At 38.9% G+C, this 22,475-nt stretch carries 20 protein-coding genes, 1 tRNA gene and 1 riboswitch; of the genes, 14 read left to right on the top strand and 7 right to left on the bottom strand.

Features of this window, described 5'->3' with window-relative positions:
* The first annotated feature begins 108 nt into the window (after positions 1-108).
* From HO345_RS08435 to HO345_RS08410, 5 genes are all read left to right on the top strand, one after another.
* On the top strand, positions 109-1,074 hold the full coding sequence (locus HO345_RS08435; RefSeq protein WP_253682503.1) for an ABC transporter permease: 966 nt from the start codon (positions 109-111) through the stop codon (positions 1,072-1,074).
* Between the two features lie 3 nt (positions 1,075-1,077).
* On the top strand, positions 1,078-2,616 hold the full coding sequence (locus HO345_RS08430) for an ABC transporter permease (protein ID WP_253682502.1): 1,539 nt from the start codon (positions 1,078-1,080) through the stop codon (positions 2,614-2,616).
* Between the two features lies 1 nt (position 2,617).
* Positions 2,618-4,744: an oligopeptide/dipeptide ABC transporter ATP-binding protein gene (locus HO345_RS13060; RefSeq protein ID WP_301338706.1), complete on the top strand. Its 2,127-nt coding sequence runs from the start codon at positions 2,618-2,620 to the stop codon at positions 4,742-4,744.
* Positions 4,737-5,759: an ABC transporter ATP-binding protein gene (locus HO345_RS08415; RefSeq protein WP_253682501.1), complete on the top strand. Its 1,023-nt coding sequence runs from the start codon at positions 4,737-4,739 to the stop codon at positions 5,757-5,759. The genes HO345_RS13060 and HO345_RS08415 overlap by 8 nt, the downstream gene beginning before the upstream one ends.
* 66 nt (positions 5,760-5,825) lie before the next feature.
* Positions 5,826-6,284 carry a DUF3899 domain-containing protein gene (locus HO345_RS08410; protein ID WP_253682500.1) on the top strand — a complete coding sequence of 153 codons (459 nt, stop codon included), beginning with the start codon at positions 5,826-5,828 and terminating at the stop codon, positions 6,282-6,284.
* A gap of 67 nt (positions 6,285-6,351) precedes the next feature.
* Here the strand turns inward: HO345_RS08410 and rpmB are convergent, their stop codons facing one another.
* The 4 genes from rpmB to HO345_RS08390 all read right to left on the bottom strand — a co-directional run bounded on the left by rpmB (position 6,352) and on the right by HO345_RS08390 (position 8,833).
* Positions 6,352-6,543, bottom strand: a complete 192-nt coding sequence (gene rpmB, locus HO345_RS08405; protein WP_002677448.1) for a 50S ribosomal protein L28 — start codon at positions 6,541-6,543, stop codon at positions 6,352-6,354.
* Positions 6,544-6,602: 59 nt separating this feature from the next.
* A tRNA-Asn gene (locus HO345_RS08400) sits at positions 6,603-6,675 on the bottom strand.
* A 108-nt stretch (positions 6,676-6,783) separates the two neighbouring features.
* Entirely contained in the window at positions 6,784-7,437 is a 654-nt protein-coding gene (locus HO345_RS08395) for a 5-formyltetrahydrofolate cyclo-ligase (protein ID WP_253682499.1), read from the bottom strand.
* Between the two features lie 7 nt (positions 7,438-7,444).
* Positions 7,445-8,833 (bottom strand): tetratricopeptide repeat protein, encoded by a 1,389-nt coding sequence (locus tag HO345_RS08390; protein WP_253682498.1) that lies wholly within the window; start codon positions 8,831-8,833, stop codon positions 7,445-7,447.
* A gap of 55 nt (positions 8,834-8,888) precedes the next feature.
* Between HO345_RS08390 and HO345_RS08385 the strand changes: the two genes are divergently transcribed.
* Both HO345_RS08385 and HO345_RS08380 read left to right on the top strand, forming a co-directional pair.
* Positions 8,889-10,835 (top strand): hypothetical protein, encoded by a 1,947-nt coding sequence (locus tag HO345_RS08385; RefSeq protein ID WP_366796381.1) that lies wholly within the window; start codon positions 8,889-8,891, stop codon positions 10,833-10,835.
* Positions 10,836-10,955: 120 nt separating this feature from the next.
* The gene (locus tag HO345_RS08380) at positions 10,956-12,389 is read left to right on the top strand and encodes an MGH1-like glycoside hydrolase domain-containing protein (protein ID WP_002677454.1); all 1,434 of its coding nucleotides are present in this window, start codon (positions 10,956-10,958) and stop codon (positions 12,387-12,389) included.
* A gap of 9 nt (positions 12,390-12,398) precedes the next feature.
* On the opposite strand, the gene HO345_RS08375 is transcribed toward HO345_RS08380, so the two are convergent.
* A complete protein-coding gene (locus tag HO345_RS08375) occupies positions 12,399-13,640 on the bottom strand; it encodes a Glu/Leu/Phe/Val family dehydrogenase (RefSeq protein WP_253682496.1) in 1,242 nt (413 codons plus the stop codon).
* Between the two features lie 308 nt (positions 13,641-13,948).
* Positions 13,949-14,135, bottom strand: a riboswitch (cobalamin riboswitch).
* 190 nt (positions 14,136-14,325) lie between these two features.
* Here HO345_RS08375 and HO345_RS08370 point away from each other — a divergent pair.
* The 4 genes from HO345_RS08370 to HO345_RS08355 all read left to right on the top strand — a co-directional run bounded on the left by HO345_RS08370 (position 14,326) and on the right by HO345_RS08355 (position 17,865).
* The gene (locus HO345_RS08370) at positions 14,326-15,192 is read left to right on the top strand and encodes an Rpn family recombination-promoting nuclease/putative transposase (protein ID WP_253682495.1); all 867 of its coding nucleotides are present in this window, start codon (positions 14,326-14,328) and stop codon (positions 15,190-15,192) included.
* A 41-nt stretch (positions 15,193-15,233) separates the two neighbouring features.
* The gene (locus HO345_RS08365; RefSeq protein ID WP_253682494.1) at positions 15,234-16,070 is read left to right on the top strand and encodes a formate/nitrite transporter family protein; all 837 of its coding nucleotides are present in this window, start codon (positions 15,234-15,236) and stop codon (positions 16,068-16,070) included.
* A 56-nt stretch (positions 16,071-16,126) separates the two neighbouring features.
* Positions 16,127-17,014, top strand: coding sequence for an NAD(P)-dependent oxidoreductase (locus HO345_RS08360; protein WP_253682493.1), 888 nt, complete (start codon positions 16,127-16,129; stop codon positions 17,012-17,014).
* Between the two features lie 146 nt (positions 17,015-17,160).
* Complete coding sequence (locus HO345_RS08355; protein ID WP_253682492.1) at positions 17,161-17,865, top strand: orotate phosphoribosyltransferase; 705 nt, start codon at positions 17,161-17,163, stop codon at positions 17,863-17,865.
* Positions 17,866-17,900: 35 nt separating this feature from the next.
* Here the strand turns inward: HO345_RS08355 and HO345_RS08350 are convergent, their stop codons facing one another.
* Together HO345_RS08350 and HO345_RS08345 are read right to left on the bottom strand one after the other, a co-directional pair.
* Positions 17,901-18,593: a TVP38/TMEM64 family protein gene (locus HO345_RS08350; RefSeq protein WP_253682491.1), complete on the bottom strand. Its 693-nt coding sequence runs from the start codon at positions 18,591-18,593 to the stop codon at positions 17,901-17,903.
* 139 nt (positions 18,594-18,732) lie between these two features.
* Entirely contained in the window at positions 18,733-19,593 is an 861-nt protein-coding gene (locus HO345_RS08345) for a flagellin N-terminal helical domain-containing protein (RefSeq protein ID WP_002677466.1), read from the bottom strand.
* 417 nt (positions 19,594-20,010) lie between these two features.
* Here HO345_RS08345 and flgF point away from each other — a divergent pair, with 417 nt between their 5' ends.
* The 3 genes from flgF (at position 20,011) to HO345_RS08330 (ending at position 22,475) form a co-directional block, all read left to right on the top strand.
* Positions 20,011-20,823: a flagellar basal-body rod protein FlgF gene (gene flgF / locus HO345_RS08340; RefSeq protein ID WP_010696449.1), complete on the top strand. Its 813-nt coding sequence runs from the start codon at positions 20,011-20,013 to the stop codon at positions 20,821-20,823.
* Positions 20,824-21,008: 185 nt separating this feature from the next.
* On the top strand, positions 21,009-21,803 hold the full coding sequence (gene flgG, locus HO345_RS08335; RefSeq protein WP_253682490.1) for a flagellar basal-body rod protein FlgG: 795 nt from the start codon (positions 21,009-21,011) through the stop codon (positions 21,801-21,803).
* 51 nt (positions 21,804-21,854) lie between these two features.
* Entirely contained in the window at positions 21,855-22,475 is a 621-nt protein-coding gene (locus HO345_RS08330) for a rod-binding protein (protein WP_253682489.1), read from the top strand.

Here is a 22,475-nt window from a genome sequence, read left to right as displayed (position 1 = left end):
CAAATACACCGCAAGCGGGTTTGTATAAACCTATTGCGGTGTATTTCTTGGATTTTAAAACGGTGTAGATTTTGCAGTGTATTAGTTTTCGACTAGAGGAGATTATTTATGAAAACATTTAGGTATGTGCTAAAAAGGTTATGGTTAGGTCTCATAACCTTTTTTATCATTATGACCATAGATTTTGTGCTTATAAAACTGCTGCAGCCTGAATTACCTATGATGGGAGCTGAAGCTGAGCTGGAAAAAGCCAGAAGAAGTGCATTAGGCTATGATAAACCTATAATGCAGCAGTATGGGATTTTTTTAAAAAATATTGTAACAACAGGAGATTGGGGAACTTCTTGGAAGGTGGATTATCTTAAACCTGCACAAGAAGTTATTGTAAGTAAATTACCCCCTACCATCATATTAAACTTATATTCGACAATTCTTTCAATTCCGCTTGGAATATTATTCGGTATTATTGCCGCTATTTATAAAAATAAGTGGATTGACCATTTTATATCTATAATTGTAATGTTATTTATATCCGTTCCGTCCTTTGTTTACGCATTTCTTTTGCAATACGGTTTAGGATATAAGCTAGGTCTTTTTCCCGTAATTGTTTCATCGTTATACGATGCAGGAGGTTCATGGTGGACATTTAAGATGTTCCACTCGATGGTTTTACCGATTCTTTCCCTTTCATTCGGAGCTATTGCAGGTTTTACCCGTTCGGTTCGTGCGGAACTTACAGAAGCTCTTACCAGTGAATATATGCTTTTGGCAAGAACAAAGGGACTTACACGGGGACAGGCTATCAGACGCCATGCATTAAAAAATGCTATGGTTCCGGTTCTTCCCGGTATTATTGCCTTTGTTCTCAGTATAATGAGCGGAGCGATAATTACGGAAAAGATTTTTGCTATTAACGGTATCGGTAAATTATATATTACGTCGATTAATTTATTGGATTATGACCTTTTTGTTGCGACGGGTATGTTTTATACGGCCATAGGATTGGTAGTAAGTATAGTTACGGATCTCAGCTACGGTTTATTGGATCCTAGAATCAGGATAGGGGAGAGATAAATTATGGAAAATATGAAACATATCCCTAAAGAAAAATTTAGATTGGTACAGAGGGATGAACAAATTTTTGATGCAAAATTTGAAACAAAGCCGATAGGTTATTTTAAGGATGCATGGCTGCGTTTTAAAAGAAATAGTGCTTCCGTAGCCGCTGCATATATTATTGGTGCAATTATTATATTCGCAATAGTAGTCCCCTTCTTTTCGAAGTATGATTTGGCTTATTCCGATGCCGTTTATGCAAAGGTTCGGCCTAAGCTGCAAATTTTTGATAAAACAGGTTTTTGGGACGGCTCAAAACCGATGAAGTATAACGATAAATATTTGTTTTATACTCTCGGTATCGGGTATGGAACAGTAAATGGAGACGGATCAAAAAAAGTAAGCTGGGATGAAGCTTTGTCTTCTTCTCCTATTGTTTCGATCGGAGAAGAATTTACGGACGGTAAAAACAGATATAGATATGTAAGAGTGGATTCATACCGAGGTATAGGTTTTATTTTTTTGAATGTAACAAAAGAAACTTATGATAACATTGTAAGTTGGCAGGAAAAAACGGGAAAACAGATACTATTCCCAATGATTGATTATGCCGATGAATTTGCTGCACGTGATCAAGCTGATGCAAATATTTGGTATAAAGTGGACGGACGTGAGTATCCTGTGGACTCAACCGGTAAGAGGCTGTCACTGGAACAGGTTCAGAAACAAGGTTTGACCGATAATTATCTGCGGGACGAAAGCGGTAATGTGCTTTACTCCATACCTAGGGATAAAACTATGATCGGGATCAGGGTTTTGTATTATAATTACTATCAGTATTTGAACGGTCATGAGCCGGCAAATGCTTTCGGTACTGACGGCCAAGGTTTTGATATTATGGTCAGATTGGCTCATGGTGTAAGATTGTCATTAATGTTGTCAGTTCTTGTTTCGATAATTAACTTTATTCTGGGTTCAATTTACGGCTCAATTACAGGCTTTTACGGGGGCTGGGTTGATCTTATCTTGGAGCGCCTTACGGATATTTTGGCAGGTATGCCTTTCCTTATCGTTGCAACTTTGTTTCAGCTTCACCTTGTTCAAACGGGAAAAGTTTCGGTCTTTACCGGTGTTCTATTTGCCTTTATTCTAACCGGCTGGATAGGCATCGGTGTTCGGGTTAGAACACAGTTTTATCGTTTTAAAAATCAGGAATATATCTTGGCAGCAAGAACGCTTGGAGCTAATGATAAGAGGCTTATGTTTAAGCATATTTATCCCAACGCAATAGGAACGATTATTACGAGTGCCGCTTTAATTATTCCTTATGTTATTTTATCCGAATCGACACTTTCGTTTTTGGGAATAGTCAGTTTTCACGGAAAAACAATGGCTTCGTTAGGAACAATGCTCGGTTCAGGACAGCAATATTTGTCTACTGATCCTCATATCTTGTTCTTCCCCGCAGGTATCATATCGTTAATGATGATTTCTTTTAACTTATTTGGAAACGGTCTGCGAGATGCATTTAATCCGTCGTTGAGAGGAGTAGAAGATTAATATGGCAAATAAAACAAAATTAGAAGTACGAAATGCAAAAATATCGTTTTGGACAAATAACGGCTATGTTCGTGCTGTCAGGGACGTTTCATTCAATCTTGAAGAAGGCAAAACATTAGCTATAGTAGGAGAATCCGGTTCCGGAAAGTCCGTAACTGCAAGAGCTATTCTGGGTATTCTAGCCGGAAATGCAACCGTTGAAGACGGAGAAATTTACTATGATGGAAAGGACTTGTTGCAGATACCCGAAGAAGTTTTCCATAATATCCGCGGAAACAATATAGCTATGATATTTCAGGACCCTCTGTCAAGTTTAAACCCTATTGTCCGTGTCGGAAAACAACTTACAGAGGCAATACTTGCAAACAATGTTGCTCAAAGAAAGCAATCGAAAAAGAATTATAAAGAACTTGCAAAGGTTTTGCAAGATAATATGATTCTGGCAGGTGAAGATGGCGCTAAGGTCAAAGAATCGATGAGTAAGTTTACCGGCTATATTTCTGAAGGATGTAGGCTTGAACGTGCATATAATATTGCCCATGATACGGCCGAAACTACAATTTCATACATTGACGGTGCTAAGATTCAATTAATTGATAAACCGGTTGCTGAGGTTGCTCAAGAACTAAAAAGGATTGTACAATATTCAAAAAACTGCGGAAATGTTTTTTTGATACCATCAGATAATCCTGCTTTTGTGTCTGCCGTTGAAGACCTTTCAGTCGTCGCAAGCAAGTACAAGATGAGTAAAGGCTCTGAAACTGATAAGGCTGAAGTGGAAGCCGCTTTGGGGGCTTTAAAAGTCATTTTGCAAAACGGTCTTGAAAGACATAAGCCTGACTTTGTTGCTTTAGGGTATTATTCACTCCAGAAAGGTAAAGAGGAATTTGCCGGTAAAGATATCAAGCTGCTCAATGATGCGGCAAAAAAATTATTTGACGAAGAATTCCTTGATAATTTTTTACTTATGGTATGCAAAGCTGTAGAATATTCTAATAATAAATCTGCCGATAATAAAAAAACGGCAATTTCAAAAATACAAGAAACTTTGAACATTCTACAGGGCAAAATTGATGTAAATTCCGTTTCGGATACATGCAATAAATTAAAGCCTATTGTTAAAGAGGCTATAGATAAATTGGACTTACACAAAAACGGCTTTGCCTATACATTTGAAGGTTCAATTGATAATGCTATCTTTATATACAAAATGTCTTTAAAGGCTGAGAATATGACAGGTAAGTCTAAAGCTAATTTAATTAAAAAATTTAGGCTGCCTACGGGAGTAACGCTTGACCGGCTTGAGGGCAAAATAAGGGATATTTTAATCAAGCTTCAGGCTTCCTTTGAAGATAAGCTTGAAAAAAATGCTAACCTCGATGTAAAAGACCGTGCCGAAAAAGTATTGGAGTCTATGATTTGGGAATCCTCTAAAATGAATTATAAGATGGAGTATAGTTTAGCAAAAACAAGATCTATCGATTTAATGAATGAAGTAGGAATTCCGCAAGCCCGCCAAAGGTTTATGCAATATCCCTTCCAATTTTCAGGCGGTATGAGGCAGAGGATAGTTATAGCAATAGCTCTTGCTTCAAACCCGGATATTTTGATTTGTGACGAACCTACAACGGCATTGGATGTTACCATTCAAGCCCAGATTCTTGAGTTAATCAACGAGTTAAAGCGTGAAAGAAATCTTTCAATTATATTTATTACTCATGACCTTGGTGTTGTTGCAAACATGGCAGATGAAATCGCTGTTATGTATGCAGGAAAAATCATTGAGTACGGATCTGTTGATGAAGTATTCTATGAACCCGCTCATCCTTATACGTGGGCTCTTTTGTCTTCTATGCCTGATTTGGATACCAAGGAAAAACTTGAAGCGATTCCGGGTGTACCGCCTAATATGATTTTCCCGCCTAAAGGCGATGCTTTTGCTCAACGCAATAAATATGCAATGGAAATTGATTTTGAAGAGGAACCGCCGATGTTTGAAATAACTCCTACTCACAAAGCTGCGACGTGGTTATTGCATCCTGATGCACCTAAAGACATTGAGCCTCCGCTTATTGTTACCGATCGAATTCGCCGAATGAAAGAGAAAATGGGAGGACAAAATGAATAATAATGAATTGATTTTGAGAGTAAATAATTTAAAGCAATACTTTAAACTTGAGGGTAAGTATCTTAAAGCTGTCGATGATGTAAGCTTTGATGTTCGTAAAGGTGAAGTTTTCGGCATTGTAGGTGAATCCGGCTGCGGTAAAACTACAATAGGCCGTTCAATTATAGGCCTTTACGAAATTACCGGCGGGGATATTTACTACAAAGACCATCATATTAATTCCGGCCTTCCTTTTCTAAAGGAAAGAATTAAGGAGGCGAGATCATCAGGCAACAAACAATTGGCTGAAGAGTTAGAGGCTAAATTGCGTGTCGATAAAAAAATGATGAAAAAGATGCGCTACAATGAAGCTCTGTCCGATATTCAAATGATATTCCAAGATCCTATTTCTTCATTGGACCCCCGTATGACGGTTCGTGAGATTATAGGCGAAGGAATGATTATTCGAGGCGAACGGGATATGAAAAAAATTGACAAAAAAGTCAAAGAAACTTTAAATCTCGTAGGCCTTGTTGCAGAACATGCCGAAAGGTACCCTCACGAATTTTCGGGCGGGCAAAGACAGCGTATCGGTATAGCAAGGGCTATTGTTATGAATCCCGAAATCATCATTGCCGATGAACCTATAAGTGCATTGGACGTTTCGGTACAGGCTCAGGTTATAAACCTTTTAAATGATTTACGCCGTGAGATGAATTTGACTATTCTTTTTATAGCCCATGACCTCGCAGTTGTAAAATATTTTTCAGACCGAATTGCAGTTATGTATTACGGCAAAATGGTAGAGCTTGCAGATTCCGATGAGCTTTTTGCTCATCCTTTTCATCCTTATACTCGTGCTTTGCTTTCTGCTATTCCCGTACCGGATCCCAATACCGAGCGGAACAGGAAAAGGGAAGTGTATGTACCGGCTTTGGCACACGATTATTCCGTAGATAAGCCTACGTTTAGAGAAGTTCGTGAAAAACATTGGGTTTTATGCAATAATGCCGAATATGAAAAGTTTGCAAAATAGTAAAATAATCTAATCCTTAAGTACGGCAGGTTTTAAATCTGCCGTACTTTTTTTAAAGGTGTATCTATGGAAAATGAATCCGATAGCAGCAATAATTTTTTTGATAATGTAGTTGAAGAGCTTTCGCCTCAAAAAAAGACGGAATCAAGATTTAATTTTTTTTATCCGTTTATTCTCGGTGCAGTTATTACGGCTGCTGTTATTGCTCTTTTTTCACGGGGTAGTTCCCGTTCTTTTTTTCACCACCTATGTGACGGCCTTTTTATTGCTTCCGTTTTTTTAACCGGAATAGGAGGTTTATCTATAGTAAATAAGTCGGGACTTTTTGATGTTATTTTGTTCGGTTTTTTACAATTAGGAGAAAATATTAAATACGGAATTACAATGAAAAAAGATGCCCGCGTAACTACGGATTTTGCAAAGTTTAAAAAGAAAAAAGATTCAAAGCGCAAAAGCAGATGGAGCTGGGTAATAACGGGTCTTATATACTTTATTCTTGCATTGATAATTTTAATGTACGTATAATAAAAAAAATCGAGTCCGCTTTTCGGCAGACTCGAAATTAAATAAAAAGGAGTAAATTAAGAAAAAACTAAACTTTCTTTGTAACGTAATCGCTTTTTAAGCATCGAGAACACATTTTAATGGTTAGAGTCCTGCCGCCGATTTCTGTTTTTACATTTACCAAATTGGGCTTCCAAACTCTTTTTGTGTGAATTTTGGACTTACTTACAGAGTTACCTGACATTGAGCCTTTTCCGCAAATTTCACATACTCTTGACATATCGCACCTGCCTTTAAAAAATCAGCTGACCTCGGAAAGGCCAGCCGTCATTTGAATAGCTCCCCCGCGCGGGTTCGAACCACGGACCCAGTGGTTAACAGCCACTTGCTCTGCCTACTGAGCTACAGGGGAATGTTTCCAATCAGGAAGTTTTAGGATATTACACTATTTTTTATAAAATGTCAATAGAAAATTCGTATTTTTTATGATTTTATCAAATTTTATTTTAAGCACTGATATTTACCCTCCGCACGAATAAATCTCCGCTTCCGTTACGACAAGGTCTACAGGACGGTCAAATTCTCCCATGGGGATTGTGTCTAAAATTTGTCCCGAAAAACAAAGACCTGCAAGGCAGATATCTTCTTTTTTTATGCTTTTAAAAAGTTTTTCAAAGAACCTGTCATAAAAACCTCCGCCTCGGCCCATTCTTTCTCCCTTTTTTGAAAAGGCTCTTCCGGGAACCAAAATCAAAAGGGGAAGCTCCAAAGGAGCAGTCTTTTTTTCTTCTTGTGTTTGAGGGAAGATGTTTAAGGCATCTTCGGCAGGCTCCATAATACCGAAGCTTCCGATTTGAACGGGCTCTATCTTACCGTTTCTAAATTCCATTTTTTTGAATACCAAATCCTTATCTAAAACGAGGGGGAGGCCTATAGTCTTTTTGTCTTCTGCTGCCTGTCTTAAAAGCCCCAATGTAGGGAATTCCTCGTTTATGGGATAATAGGCAAAAACCGTTTTAGCTTCGCCGTATTTAGGTATTTTATTTAAAAAGTCCTTGCAATACTCTTCGGTATTTTGAAGCTCTTCGGTTTTTTGTATCAGGCTTTTAACTTTAGGACTTTTAAAATATTCCTTTATGAGTTTTCGTACCTTGGCTTTTTCTTCTTTAAGCATTTTTAGCCTATTTCCCGGTGGTTGAGTTAAATTCATCCATAGCTTTTTTTGCAAAACGGTATTCAAAAAAGGCAGGATTTTCTATCGACATTACTTGAACATAGCACTTTTCTGCAAGAGTGTATTTTTTGGTCAGATTGTAAAATTCTCCGAGATAAAAAAACAGTCTTCCTTTTTTTACCATGTCGGTTTCTGCTGTTGCCCTGTTTATCAGCTCACTGTCGCCTGCAAAATCTATAAAAAGACGGCATAAAAAGTATTCGTTTTCTTTTTCGGTACGATTGATGGATTTTAGATAGTTTTGCATAAATTTTTTTGCATCCGGCTTTTTATTTTGTTTATAGAGGCTTATTGCGTACAAAAGCGCATATTGATAAGAGGCCGGAGCCTTGTTTAAGGCTTTTAAAAATGCCGTGCCGGCGTTTAGCCAGTCTCCTTTTTCCCAAAGCAAGATACCGGCTCCTTCCAATGCAAAATAATAAGGCGGATAAAGGTTGCATACGTTTATGTAATCATTGAGGGCTTCGTCCTTATAACCTAGCTCATCGTTTATGCCGGCACGGTATATATAGGCTATGTAAGAATCGGGAGTAAGCTCTATAACTTTATCATAAGCTTTTTTTGCTTCTTCTTTTCTGCCTATTGTAAGATTGTAAGAGCCTATGTCATTCCAATGGCTGGGATTATTCGGTTCAAGCTCCGCTGCCCTATTTATATCCTGAAGGGCTTGATACATTCTGTTTGTTTCTGATTTTATGCGGGCAAGTTCTGCAAGGGCTGTGCTGTTATTGGGTTCCTGCTCCAATACTGTAGTTAAATTCGATTCTGCTTGGTCAAGTTTTCCTTCAAGATAGTTTATGCGTCCCAGGCCTATGAGGGCTTCCGTGCATTGCGGGTCAGCCTTGTAGGCTTCAATAAATTTTCTTCTGGCATCATTGTATCTTTTGGCCGAGTAAAAATCCAAGCCCTGCTCTGTTAAGGCTTGTGAATCTTTTGGGTTTATGGCCAATATTTTTTTCAAATATTGATCTTTTTTTTGTAGATTGTTTTCGGCTTGGGCCAGCATAACTTGGGCATAAAGAATATCTGTATTATCCGGATAGTCCTTGGAAAGTTCATTTGCAAAGGATTCCGCTTCCTGTGTTTTTCTCATAGAAATGAGGATGGAAAGTTTTAGATATTGTATCTTAAAATCTTTGGTCAGTTCAGGATCCGATTCATCTATCAATTTTAAGATACCTTCCAAATCTCTCTTTTGAGAAAGTTGGGTAAGCTTATCGGTAAATTCTTCTCTTGGATTTTTTTTTGCAGCTTTTTCGATTGTCTTACACGAAAAAATGATGGATATGACCATCAAAAAACTAAAACATACCAAAATTTGCTTGGTTATTTTCATAATAACTCCTTATAAGTATTGCAATTATTCCTTAGTTTATATAAACTATAACATTATGAAGCACAAATCAAGTAGGATGATTGCATTAACTATATTGTATATACTAATTATTTTCGGCATTTTTGTCATTCAGTTTACCATAGGGAAGACTTTTTATTATACAATAGGAGCCATGTCCGTTTCCGGACGGGATGAGGTTGATGAAACCGGAAATAGGACTCCTCTTTTACCTCTCCATATAGTTGCAAACGGTTTGGATTTTTACATTACGGATCAGACTCCCATTACTGCAAAAACGAGCAATAACGAAGAGCTTAGCCTAAAGGTTTTAGAGTACAAAAAAACCGAAGATTCCTTTAGTGTTATTTGTTCTAACGATGTTTTGATAGACTTTACCTCATACATTTCGGAAACAGTTGAAACGGTGAGAATTTCCGTTTCTATGCCGTCAGAGATAGAAACCGTTTATTTTCCTTGGAAATTGACTCAATCTGCCCGTCTTGAAAGACAGGATGAGCAAATATTTTTAAGATATGGAAAAGATAGGTTTATTTTTAGAGGCGGTTACGGATTTGGAAATTCCGATGATACATCGGAGCTTCCTCATCTTATTCTTTCAAGTTCAAAAAAAACAGCCTTGTATGAAACCTATATTCAATCTGAAACTTTGGACTTTGATTCTATCTGCCGTATTCCGATTGCAAGTGAGGAAGAATACAATAAAACAAAACAATTATTTAGAGAAAAGGCTTTGGATTATTTTTCAAGTGTGATTTCGTCAAGAAATTATAACGAAGAGCTTTTGACTGCATATATAGCCGAAAAAGCCTTTAAGGGAGAATATGAAAAGGCTCTTGTCACTGCTCCGTCTTCTCTTTTGCCTAAAGAAAAACGCACCTATATATCGACTACGTTTTATGGTAATCTTGCACAAAACGATAAAAGCCTTGCTGCTTACCAAAAAAAGCTGTTATCCGGTATTGAATCGAGCATAGCAAGGGCTGAAATTTCCGTATTTGATAGTGAGTCTGTTATTCCCTTTTTGATAAACAACTCAAGGGCAAATTTGATTTCCGCCTTGGAAAAGATAGCTTCCAATGCAAAGCAAGAGGATTTAAACTCTTGTTATGCCGCGGGCCTATTGGAAGCTGCAATGGATTACGCTTTTTATTTTCCTAATAAACAAAATCTTTTTATGGAAAATTCCGAGAAATATGAGACGGTTTTAAAAGATTCTTTGATTTCTATTGATGATGGACTGTATATTTCTTCCGATAAAAAGACCATAGATACCGAAAAAACTTTAAGAGCAGCTTCTATTTTAATCCGCTATGGAAGTTCATATCCCGATAAAGGTACATGGAAGGCTGTAGGGCAGGCCCTGTATTCTTCTATATTTTCTCTTGGAGGAAATTCTTCAAGTTTACCGGCATCTTTCGATATTCAAGGCGATAAGGCAAAGAAGTTAGGGCTTATGGCCAATGATGCCCTAATTCTCCATGCCGAAAAACTGTATGCTGCTGCTATTAAGGATAATCCATATTATCCGCATGAAGAGTCTTTGGCTTTAAAGGCTGAGCCCGGTATTTGGGCTTGGACATCTGCACGCGATATAAATGTGCTTAAAAACGATGCAAAAACATTCAGTTTTAGAATTTCGGCTAAGACGGGAGATACTCATTACATGATTATAAGGGGTATCCGTCCTTTTTATAGGATACAAATCCATGAAATCGATTTTAGAACGGATCCCAGATTTGAGATTTATAATTCTTCAGGCTATGTTTATGATGAAAGAACCCGTACTCTTTTGTTAAAAATGAAGCATAAAAAGGATAATGAAGATATTGTTCTCTTTTTGGGCCGCCCGCCTGAACCTGTCCCCGTGGTGCCTGTTGTCCAAGAGGGTGCTGAAAGCGGAACCGACACTGAGGATGGTACTTCAGCCGAAAATTCAGGTTCTGCCGAGGAAAAAGAAGAAACTTCCGGTGCCGATAATTAATAAAACGAAAGCCTTTTTTCAGATTCAAAACTTTTTTTATAAATATTGCTAAAAAACTACCATTTTTTGCAAAAATATGGTATACTATATATTGTCTTGCACAAAAAATAAGGAGTTAAGGTGAATAAAAGAGATTTTCCGCGTGTTCATTTTTACGATCAAGATTTCGTGGACATTTACGATAGAACATGGGCTTGGGTTCATGATTTTTGGCATTCGGCGGGCGACGGCAAACAGGGTACCGAGGGCTTTTTTATTTATCCCGAATCGGACGGCAATTTTTTGAATCAATATGAAACTATATTTTCTTCTTTTTTCTTTGTTTATTCTAATAAGAATTATACACCGAATTCTGCTCTTGACTTTTTTTATGACAGGCAGGAAGAAAACGGAGCCATACGCAATAGATATGATTTTGATACAAAGGAACCTGTTTTAAAAAGGGATAATCCGGAAGGGCTGGGTATGCCCCTATTTGCATGGGCTGAGTACAATATTTATCATAAGACGGGAAACAAAAAACGTGTAAAGGATATTATGCCTGTTTTGATTAAATACATGGACTGGATTGACAAAATGTTTAAGTCGGATAACGGTCTCTATAAAAGTCCTCTTGAAACAGTAAATATGCCTAATACGCCCCGAAAAGAGTCCGTTTTTTTGACCGATTTTAATTCGGCTCTTGCCGTAAATGCCCTTTATATGTCTGCCTTGGGCGATATACTAAACGACAAAGAAATAGACTTTCAGTATAAGAGGTTGTATTTTACTGTAAAAACCAGAATTAATTCTATGATGTGGAATGAAGAAGACGGTTTTTATTATGATCTCGATGCTGAGGGTAAGCAGATAAAGAAGAAAACCCTTGCCGGTTTTTGGCCGATGCTTGCCGAGATTCCAAATGAGGATAAGGCCGCCCTTCTGGTAGAACACCTATCCAATCCTAAGACTTTCGGGGTTGATCATCCTTTTCCCAGTCTTGCAGCCGATGAGCCTGAATATGACGAAAACGGAAACGGTGCCTGCGGCAGCGTTTTCCCTATTTTGAACTTTGTTGTCGTAAAGGGTTTGGAAAAATATAACCGCTGGGAGATAGCAAGAGAGTGCGTTATAAGGCACCTTTACTATGTGCTTGAAACCCTTTCGCCCGCAGGCAATTCAAAAAAACAGGGCTTCTTATGGGAGGCTTATTCTCCTGTCAAAGAAGGCCCCGCCCAATGGAAGGGAAAACCTGCCTTTCCGCGTAAACAATACCTTTTGGGTGTAGGTCTTTCTACAATCAGCCTGATGATAGAAAACGTTATAGGGCTTTCGATAAGTCTTCCGCGTAAGACTGTCAACTGGACTGTTCCCAACCTTGAAGTCATGGGTATCGAAAACTTAAGCCTTAAACGAAACCTTATAACCATTCTTTCGTCCAAGAGCCAGAGGGGCTGGGAAATTCACATGGAAAGCGAAAAGCTCTATTATTTTACCATAAATATCCTAAACGAAAAGAAGAAGACCTTGCCGATCCCGTCGGGTAAGTGCTCAATGCTGATAGACAAACTTTAAAAGGGCGATTTAGTTAATTCCCTTAGCTTTTTGAGTTTCTACAAGTTCTTTTAAGGCCTTAATATAGGCTGCCTTTCTCATGCTGACCTTATAGGCTTCTTTTACGTCCCATACCAGTTTGAAGGCTTCAATCATCTTATCTTCAAGGCTCTTGTTGACTTCTTCTTCCGTCCAATAAAAACCTTGCAGGTTTTGTACCCATTCAAAGTATGAAACAATTACACCTCCCGAGTTGGCAAGAACATCGGGCACAGTTATAATATTCTTTTTTTCGAGGATTTTATCGGCTTCGGGAGTGATGGGGCCGTTTGCTGCTTCGATGATTATAGAGGCCTTAATATTTGATGCATTTTTTTCGGTAATTTGATTTTCGAGGGCCGCCGGAATTAAAATATCGGTTTTAAGCTCCAATAGCTCTTCATTGGTTAGCCTTTTAAAATCGCCTTCACAAGAATTGAGTTTTTTCCCTTCTTTTTTATGTTTGAGTATTTGAGGAATATTTAAGCCTTTTTCATTGTATATTGCACTGCTTGTATCGCTTATTGCAATTATCTTGGCTCCGTCTTTATAAAAAAGATCTGCAGTAACGCCGCCGACATTTCCAAGCCCTTGAATAACTACACTTTGGTCTTTTAAGGTTTTATTGAGTTTCTTTAAAATTTCCCTTGTTGCAAAAAGAACTCCGCGGCCTGTGGCCTCTACTCGTCCTTTAGATCCGCCGAGAGGAAGAGGTTTTCCCGTAACAACCGCGGGGCTAAATTCTCCGGCATATTCACTGTAGCTGTCCGCTATCCAAGCCATCACCTTTGCATTTGTTCCGACATCCGGGGCAGGTATATCTATCTTAGGGCCTATAAAAGATGCAATCCGCCTTGTGTAGCCTCTTGTCAGCTTCTCAAGCTCCGTTTGGGAAAGCTTTGAAGGATGTACGCAAATGCCTCCTTTTCCGCCTCCATAGGGAATGTCGGCAACAGCACACTTAAAGGTCATCCATGCAGAAAGGGATCGTACTTCATCGATGTTTACATCTTGGTGAAATCTTATTCCCCCCTTTGCCGGGCCTCTTAATGTAGAATGTTGAACCCTGTATCCGCTAAAGACCTTGATTTTTCCGTTATCCATTTTTACGGGTATTGAAACATGCATCTCTCGTTCAGGGCTTAAAAGGGATATGTAATCGTCTTCTGACAGATTAGCCGTATGTGCAGCTTCCGTTATTGTACTTAAAAGTTTTTCGTATGTACTCGCCATAAAATCCTTCTTAAAAATAATTTATGATGATTATACATTAAAAGCCTTATTTTTGAAAGTTATCAGGGGGAAAATTTGAATTTTGATTTAAATAAAGAAAAACGATTTCGGTCCGCAAAGGGATTTAGGTTTCCTCAAAATGTACACCCAAGGGTATCAATCGGATGTACTCAAGGCTAAACGAAGAAAACTTGACAAAATCTTCAAACAGCCCAAGGAGCAATAGAGGAAATAAATATGATTAACACGATAAATTTTGCTGCATCTCATGAGTCCAAGCAGAGTGCGGCACGGGTAAAACTTGTATTCTACCCTCATAGTCATTGGCAGGTCTTACGGCTCGGAGGTCATCATTGATTTTCGCCTTCCCGGAATAAACCAGTGGCATTTTGAAAACCAACTCTCTCACTTACGTCAGCCGGACTGCTCAGGACTTTCACCTGATTCCCTTTTCACTCCTTAGCTAAAAGGAGCACCAAGACCGAAACCGTTATTTAATTGTAATTCTATACTTTTATAAAAAATATGTCAAGACCAAAATCGATACTCCAATCCAATCGAGATTCAACACTCTGACAATTGAAAAATACTCTATTCTATGATATACTTGATTTGTAAGGGGGATTGAGAGTTAATTGGTAGTGGATAATTTGTAATTTCATTACCAATTAAAAAGAGGTGTGATATGAGTACTTCAAACAGAAAATACAAGGATTCGGTTTTTGTTGATTTGTTCAGTGAAGATGAAAAGGCGAAAGAGAATTTTTTGTCTCTTTATAATGCATTACACGGCACCAAACTTACGGCTACAGCACAGCTGAAAAATGTAAGGCTTGATCAGGTACTTTATATGACATTCTATAATGATGTGTCATATCTTATTGATAACAAAATCATAGTGCTGGTAGAGCATCAATCCACTATAAACCCAAATATGCCTTTACGTTGCCTTGAATACATAAGCCGCCTTTATGAAACTCTATTTGAATCAAAAGAAAAATACAGCCGTAAACTCTTAAACATTCCGGCGCCCGAATTTTATGTATTTTATAATGGGGATGAAACCTATCCTTCCGATAAAACATTAAAACTATCAGATTCTTTTATAGAAAAGGCGGTAAAACCTAATCTTGAGTTGACCGTTAAGATAATAAACATAAATCAGCAAAATCGCCATCCCTTGCTTAAAAACTGCAAAACGATGTATGAGTACACAATATTTGTAGAAACGGTACGAAGATGGACAAAAACAGATCTTCAAAACGGTTTTCAAAAAGCGATTGAAGAATGTATAGCAAATGATATATTGCGTGATTATTTAAAACGCAAGACTAAGGAGGTATTGAATATGTTACTAGCCGAATATGATTATGAAACAGATATAGCTGTGCAGCGTGCTGAAGAACGGGAAATAGCCTTTGCTGAGGGAATATCTCAGGGAGTTCACCAAAATAAACTGGAAACTGCTAAAAATTTAGCTGAAATGGGGTTTGCCGTAGAAGCAATCGCAAAAGCTACAGGTTTAAGCTGTGAAGAAATCGAAAAACTATAAATTAATAATAAAATCTGCATAGTGGTATTAAGGAGACGTGTATGTCTGAAAAAATGTATTGTGATCCGGCCGAGATTTTGGAAGTTACGGTGCAAAAGGGTATTGCAAAGGCTTCGACTCCGGTGTGGAAGCTGCTTTGCCTAGGATTTTTGGCAGGGGTTTTTATTGCCTTTGCTTCGGAAGGCTCCAATATGGCTGCTTTCGGACTTTTTGCCAAGCCTGAAACTTACGGGCTTGGAAAATTCGTTGCAGGGCTTATCTTTCCTGTGGGGCTTATCTTGGTGCTCCTTGCCGGAGCCGAACTTTTTACGGGAAATAATTTAATCATTGCAGCTGCTTTAGAAAAAAAGGTGAGCCTTACTGCAATGCTTAAAAACTGGCTTGCCGTTTATATCGGGAACCTTATAGGTTCTATTTTTATTGCTTTTTTAATCGTAAAAAGCGGACAGCTTTCAAGCGGTGCAAGTCTTTTGGGCGGGATTACGATAAAAATTGCTTACGGCAAGGTTTCGCTTTCTTTTGTGCAGGCTGTTTTTTTAGGAATTATGTGTAATTGGCTGGTCTGCCTTGCGGTTTGGCTCTGCTATGGTGCTAAGGATATGACCGGAAAAATGCTTGCCGCCTTTTTCCCGATTTGGCTTTTTATAACTTCCGGTTTTGAGCACAGTGTTGCAAACATGTACTATATCCCTGCGGGGATTTTCTCGAAAAGCGTTCCGGCCTATGCTGCCGCTTCCGGTCTTTCCGCCGAGGCTCTTTCAAATATAAATTGGGCTGCATTTTTTATAAAGAATTTAATGCCTGTTACTCTCGGAAACATAATAGGCGGAGCCTTTTTTGTCGGAATGTTTTATTGGATTTGTTATAAGAAAAAATAACTTTTTTCGGAAGCAGCCGCTTCCTGCAAAAAATTTTTATAAGGAGAATTTAAATCATGAAGGTTGAAAATTGTGATGTAGGCTTTATAGGCCTTGGAGTTATGGGAAAAAGTATGGCTGAAAGATTAAGAGCGGCCGGTGCTAAGATGCACGTTTTTACGCGCACAAAAAAATCCGCCGAAGAGATTCTTTCAAAGGGTGCTGTTTGGTATGATGACCCGGCAAGCCTTGCTCCCAACTGTAAAATCATTTTTACCATTGTCGGTTATCCGCAAGATGTTGAAGAAACATATTTCGGAGAAAAGGGCTTATTAAAAACCGCAAAGCCCGGAACGATTTTTGCCGATATGACGACCTCAAGTCCGATTTTGGCAAAAAAGATTTATGATGAGGCAAAGAAAAAAGAATGCTTTTCTGTAGATGCTCCCGTTTCAGGCGGAGATATAGGGGCTAAAAACGGCACCCTTTCGATTATGGCAGGCGGAGATGAAAAAACCTTTAAAGAGTTGGAACCTTTTTTTGCCTGTATGGGAAAAACTTGGGCTCTTCAAGGCGATGCAGGGGCAGGGCAGCACACTAAGATGGCAAACCAAATAGCCGTAGCCGCGAATCTTTTCGGTACTGTTGAAGCTGTCTGTTATGCCGAGGCCGCAGGCCTTGACCCTCAAAAAATGCTTTCGGCTATCGGGGGCGGTGCTGCAGGAAGTTGGCAGATTTTAAACAACGGGCCTAAGATGCTTCAAAAAGATTTTGCTCCCGGTTTTTATATTAAACACTTTTTAAAGGATTTAAACATAACCTTAAATGTTGCAAAAGAACTCAAACTGCACATTCCAGTTTTGGAGCTTGCACAAAATTTCTTTAACAAGATGAATGAAGAAGGTTATGCCGAAAAAGGAACTCAGGCCATCTATGAATACTATAAAGGACTCTCTAAAAACTGAAGTTTTTAGAGAGGTTCCTTAAATCTAATTTGCGAGTTTTCCATAAGTCTTTATATTATGATGACTTATGGAAAACTCGTCGGCTGCCTGTAAAAATCTAACAAAGTTTTTACAGGCAGCCATAAGACTATCTAAAGGGAAATTTTATGCACAAAGATGAAAAGAAAATTGCAGAGGTTCAAAAAGAATATGGGCCGCTTTTGGCTAAAACGGCTTTTGAGCTGGGAGCCTTAAAGCTTTCTCCCAATGAACCCTTTACTTGGGCATCAGGCTACCGTATGCCTATTTATAACGATAACCGCCGTTTTTTAGCCCTCCCTGAGATGCGCCGTGCTATAGCCGAAGTCTTCGCAGAGCTTTTAAAAGCTGTTGACTTTGACCCCGAATGGCTTGCAGGAACAGCAACGGCAGGAATTCCTCATTCCGTAAGTTTGGGAGACCTTTTGCAAAAAAGCGTTTCCTATGTACGCTCAGGCGGAAAAGATCACGGCCTAAAAAATCAGATTGAAGGTTTGGGTGCTAATGCAGATTATAAAGGTGCCGATGTACTTGTTGTTGAAGATTTAATTTCGACGGGGGGAAGCTCCATTAAGGCTGTTGAGGCTGTGCGTAATGCAAACGGAAAGGTTCCTTTTTGTTTTGCTATCTTTTCTTACGGATTTGCAGAAGCCGAAAAAGCTTTTGCAGAACTTAATCCTCCATGTATTCCGGTTACTATTTTAAATTACGATATTATGTTGGATGAGGCCGTAAGGCAAAACTATATAAGCGAAGAAAATAAAAAGAGCCTTGCCGAATGGAGGCTCGATCCTTTCGGTTGGGGCGAAAAACACGGTTTTCCCAAGGTCTGATATTTTTTTAGATGTTTTTAATAGCCGTAAGAAACTTAGCTTTTTTTACGGCTATTTAGTTTGTTAAAAATCAAAACTCCTGCAAAGGCAGCGATGCTTCCTATCAAAAATACGGCAAGAGCAAGTCCCGTATTTTTTTGTGCTAAACTTGTCCCTGCTATTGTTGATGCCAATATAGCCGGAAAACGAGCCAATGTGCTTAGTATGAGCCATTCGCTTAAACGTATAGGTGTAAGGCCTGCCATATAGGTTAATAGGTCTTTAGGTGTTCCCGGAATTAAAAAAACTATAAAAACTATGAGGTGGAGTCTTTTTTTGTTTTTAAATATTTTTACGGATTCTATTTTTTCCGGAGAAAAGAAAATTTCTATTGCCGCTTTGCCGAATTTTTTTACAAATAAAAAAATTAAAATACTTGCGGCTGCTATTCCTGCCAATGATACTAAGGCTCCCTCTACAGCTCCAAAAGCATAGCCTGCTCCTATTTCGAAGGGGCCTCCCGGTATTACCGCAACTACTACTTGCAAAAAAACGGCAGCCATAAAAAATATTCGGCTCGAAAAAGGATGAGATTCAACATAGGCATGTACTTTTTCTGCATCCATAAGAAATTTTATAAGAGGCTGTCCCCAAAAAAAATATAGAAAGATGCTTAAACACAAAAGAAAAATTATTAAGCCTATAGTAATGATTTTCCGCCATTTATCGGTTAGTTTTCTTTTTTTCATTTTAAAATTTTTATAAACTCAGCTTGAATTTTATGTCTTACTATACTAAAAATTACTATACTAAAAATAAAAAAAATAAGCAAGAAATAAAAAAAAGCGGTTCTTTTTAGAACCGCTTTTCCGTCAAACTGTTTACAGCTTACCTTAACAAGGTCATGACACTCTGAGTTGCCTGATTTGCTTGTGCAAGCATTGCTGTACCGGACTGTGTGAGAATCTGGTTTTTGGTATAATCTACCATCTCCTTAGCCATATCTACGTCACGGATTCGTGATTCGGAGGCTTGGAGGTTTTCTGCTGCGATATTGATACCTACAACGGTAAGTTCGAGTCTGTTCTGGTATGCACCAAGGTCGGCTCTTTGCTTGTTGATCTTCTTGATGGCTTCATCAAGGGTACCGATAGCGCGGTTAGCTGTTTCGGGTGTATCGATAGTCATAATCGATTCATCTCCGACATTGCGAACGCCGAGAGCCTTAGCTGTCATTGTTCCAATGTAAGCTCTTGTTCTCTGATCCATGTTGGCACCGATGTGGAACCACATAGAAGCAGTTACGGTATTTTCTCCGGTTTCTTGAGCAAATCTTCCAGTAAGCATATTCATACCGTTGAACTGTGCGTGACTTGCAATTCGGTCTACTTCAGCGATGAGCTGAGATACTTCAACCTGAATGTACAATCTGTCTTCTGCCGAGTAAATACCGTTGGAAGACTGAACGCTGAGTTCGCGGATTCTCTGGATAACATCTGTAGTTTCCTGAAGGAAAGCTTCTGCAACTTGAATAAAAGAAATGCCGTTTTGTGCGTTGGCACTTGCTTGGTTCAAACCGCGGATCTGGCTTCTCATTTTTTCTGATACGGCCAAACCGGATGCATCATCGCCCGCTCGGTTAATACGTAAACCTGAAGAAAGTTTTTCTATGTTTTTTTGGTTCATCAAATTGGTGTGACCCAATGTCCTCTGTGAAAACATAGCGCTCATGTTGTGATTAATGATCATATTCCTACTCCTTTGGTGATTTTCGGCAATTTTAAAATTCCCGCGGCATCCCTGCCGATATGTCATTTCCGGATCCTCTGTCATTCCGCAGAAGACGGAAGCACATTAAAATTTAAGCTGTGCTTAATTCATTTATCGGAGAACTAAAAAAAGACTTAAGAAAAAAGTTCAAAATTTTATATTAAGAAAAATTGTTTTCTTATTTTCTAAAAGAAAATTTTACAATGCCGAAAATCATATAAGAGCTATGATAAACAGTTCGGCAGAAATTCAGCCTCACTGTTTATCTGCGAGTTTTGTGCAAAGCACAAAACATCGTTTATTGTATGTAGTTTTGCAAAATGCAAAACTACTTGAAAAAACTTTTTTCGGAAGCTGCTGCTTCCTGCAAAAAGTTTTTATATAAGAGGTAGTTATATGGTAAGAGGTTGGTATACGGCGGCGAGCGGAATGCTTGCTCAACAGCGTCAGTTGGATGTTATTTCAAACAATTTGGCTAACTTGGATACGACCAGTTTTAAAAGAGATGTTTCAGTTCAAAAGTCTTTTCCAGAATTACTTTTAAGAAGACTGAATGATGATGGCGTAATAAAAAATCCCTTCGGTTCATCAGACATAGCTCCCATCATAGGAAAACTTGGGCTCGGCGTTGAAACTAACGAGATTTTTACCGAGTTTGAACAAGGCTCTTTAAAACAGACAAGCTCTCCGGCCGATTTAGCTTTGGAAGGGCAGGGCTTTTTTGCAATTGAAACTCCTTATGGAGAAAAGTATACCCGAAACGGAAATTTTATGGTTGGAGTTGAAGGCTATCTTATGACCAAGGAAGGCTATCCGGTTATGGGAGAAAACGGCCGCATATTTTTACAGGACATGGAATATAAGATCAACCAAGACGGACAAGTTTATGTACGCCCGATCACCGATCCGGAAAGCGATTCCGTTTATCTTGACCGCTTAAAAATAGTGGAATTTGAAAACGACAGATATTTAAGCAAAAACGGAACAAGTTTTTATTTGGATACACCTCTTTCAGGAAAAGCCATTGCTGCCGAGGGACCGTCCCGTCCTGTTGTAGTACAGGGCTTTATCGAAGCTTCCAATGTAAATGTCGTAAACGAAATGGTTAGAATGATAGAAGTAAACAGGGCCTATGAGGCCAATCAAAAATCCATTCAGGCCGAAGATACTATGATGGCCAAACTATGGAACGAAGCAGTTAAAAAATAAAGGTTAAAAGGTAGGAGTTAGGATAAACAGCTCAGTGTAAATAACACTTCGCTGTTTATCTGCGAGTTTTGTGCAAAGCACAAAACATCGTGTATTATATGTAGTTTTGCAAAAGCAAAACTACTTGAAAAAATATTTTTCGGGATTTGAAAATCCCTGCAAAATATTTTTATAGGAGTTAAGTTATGGTTAGAAGTTTATGGACGGCCGCAACAGGCATGAACACTCAACAGGCAAACATCGACACGGTTGCTAACAATTTGGCAAACGTAAATACAAGCGGTTTTAAAAAGCAGCGAGCGGAATTTGAAGACCTCATCTATCAGACGGTAAAAACTGCCGGTACGCCTGCTACAGAGGATACTATTACTCCGGTAGGAGTCCAGATGGGGCACGGTGCAAGGCTTGCCGCTACCCAAAGAATATTTGAACAAGGTTCATTGCAAAATACGGGAGTCACAAGCGATATAGCCATTCAGGGCGAAGGTTTTTTTAGGGTTCTTCAATATGACGGAACCTATGCTTATACAAGGGACGGTTCTTTTAAGATTGATAGAGATCGCCAGCTTGTAACCTCAAACGGTTTACGTGTTTTGCCCGAAATCATTTTCCCGGAAGGCTATCGTGAAAATACGATTGCTATCAGCAGGGATGGCCGTGTTACCGTTAAGGTAGGTGATATAGACGATCCTATAGAAGTAGGCCAGATAGAGCTTTACCGCTTTCAGAACAATGCAGGTCTTTCAGCCGAGGGTTCTAACCTCTTTAGGCAAACCCCTGCCTCAGGTACGGCTATTCCGGGGCGTCCCGGGTTTACCGGCTTCGGAAGAACCGAACACAAGTTTTTGGAAATGTCAAACGTTTCAACCGTAAGCGAAATGGTAAACATGATTGTGGCTCAAAGAGCTTACGAGTTTAATTCGAAGGCTATCCAGACAAGCGACAATATGCTTGGCACTGCGGTAAGTTTAAAGCGATAGTTTTTAGTTAATTCTTAAAGATAATTTTAGTTAAGGCTTGGGAGGGAAGAAATGGAAGTAAACAGAATAGGAACAAATCAAGCGGGTAGGGAAGAGGTAAAAAGTTCTTTGATAAATAAAAGGGAAGTCCCTGCATCGGCAAAATCTCAGCAAAATTTTACTCAAATGCTTGAAGCTCTGCGAGGTTCTGAAAGAGCGTCTTCCATTATTTCCAATATTCAGGGCGAAAGCTCTGCTTCCGTCTCAGGCTTAAAGACGGGCAATTCAGAAGTCCTCTTTGATACCCGCCTTCCGGGCGATATTTTAAAATCCATGAAGATAGAAAATCCCGTTCCGGCCGACACCCACAGGGAGGTTCATGGCATGGCCTCCTCTTTCGGAAAATCCGGCGAAACGGTTCATTCAAAATATTCCATTGATAGGACGAGTAAGCTTTACGAACAAGCCCTTGAGTTTGAATCCTATTTTGTAAAAATAATGCTCGACTCTATGCGGAATACCTTGACGGGAAAAACTCTTGCAGGAGACGAATCTTTTGCAGGCAAGATGTACCAAGATATGATGTATGATGAGCTCGGCCGCAGCATGACCAAAAACGCAGGCTTCGGCCTCGCCGATCAAATCTATCTGGAACTTTCAAGTGTAGGGGAGGAAAGACACTTTTTCGGATAA

Origin of the sequence: Treponema denticola, from assembly GCF_024181645.1 — a bacterium.
Taxonomy (GTDB): Bacteria; Spirochaetota; Spirochaetia; order Treponematales; family Treponemataceae; genus Treponema_B; species Treponema_B denticola_A.
This window is presented reverse-complemented; position numbering and strand designations above follow the sequence as displayed.

Coding starts and splice junctions, on each gene's coding strand:
- HO345_RS08385 (WP_366796381.1), top strand. CDS start 8,889: ATGAAGCACAAATCAAGTAGGATGATTGCATTAACTATATTGTATATA.
- HO345_RS08330 (WP_253682489.1), top strand. CDS start 21,855: ATGGAAGTAAACAGAATAGGAACAAATCAAGCGGGTAGGGAAGAGGTA.
- HO345_RS08410 (WP_253682500.1), top strand. CDS start 5,826: ATGGAAAATGAATCCGATAGCAGCAATAATTTTTTTGATAATGTAGTT.
- HO345_RS08370 (WP_253682495.1), top strand. CDS start 14,326: ATGAGTACTTCAAACAGAAAATACAAGGATTCGGTTTTTGTTGATTTG.
- HO345_RS08430 (WP_253682502.1), top strand. CDS start 1,078: ATGGAAAATATGAAACATATCCCTAAAGAAAAATTTAGATTGGTACAG.
- HO345_RS08355 (WP_253682492.1), top strand. CDS start 17,161: ATGCACAAAGATGAAAAGAAAATTGCAGAGGTTCAAAAAGAATATGGG.
- HO345_RS08435 (WP_253682503.1), top strand. CDS start 109: ATGAAAACATTTAGGTATGTGCTAAAAAGGTTATGGTTAGGTCTCATA.
- HO345_RS08350 (WP_253682491.1), bottom strand. CDS start 18,593: ATGAAAAAAAGAAAACTAACCGATAAATGGCGGAAAATCATTACTATA.
- rpmB (WP_002677448.1), bottom strand. CDS start 6,543: ATGTCAAGAGTATGTGAAATTTGCGGAAAAGGCTCAATGTCAGGTAAC.
- flgG (WP_253682490.1), top strand. CDS start 21,009: ATGGTTAGAAGTTTATGGACGGCCGCAACAGGCATGAACACTCAACAG.
- HO345_RS13060 (WP_301338706.1), top strand. CDS start 2,618: ATGGCAAATAAAACAAAATTAGAAGTACGAAATGCAAAAATATCGTTT.
- HO345_RS08390 (WP_253682498.1), bottom strand. CDS start 8,833: ATGAAAATAACCAAGCAAATTTTGGTATGTTTTAGTTTTTTGATGGTC.
- HO345_RS08345 (WP_002677466.1), bottom strand. CDS start 19,593: ATGATCATTAATCACAACATGAGCGCTATGTTTTCACAGAGGACATTG.
- flgF (WP_010696449.1), top strand. CDS start 20,011: ATGGTAAGAGGTTGGTATACGGCGGCGAGCGGAATGCTTGCTCAACAG.
- HO345_RS08415 (WP_253682501.1), top strand. CDS start 4,737: ATGAATAATAATGAATTGATTTTGAGAGTAAATAATTTAAAGCAATAC.
- HO345_RS08375 (WP_253682496.1), bottom strand. CDS start 13,640: ATGGCGAGTACATACGAAAAACTTTTAAGTACAATAACGGAAGCTGCA.
- HO345_RS08395 (WP_253682499.1), bottom strand. CDS start 7,437: ATGCTTAAAGAAGAAAAAGCCAAGGTACGAAAACTCATAAAGGAATAT.
- HO345_RS08360 (WP_253682493.1), top strand. CDS start 16,127: ATGAAGGTTGAAAATTGTGATGTAGGCTTTATAGGCCTTGGAGTTATG.
- HO345_RS08365 (WP_253682494.1), top strand. CDS start 15,234: ATGTCTGAAAAAATGTATTGTGATCCGGCCGAGATTTTGGAAGTTACG.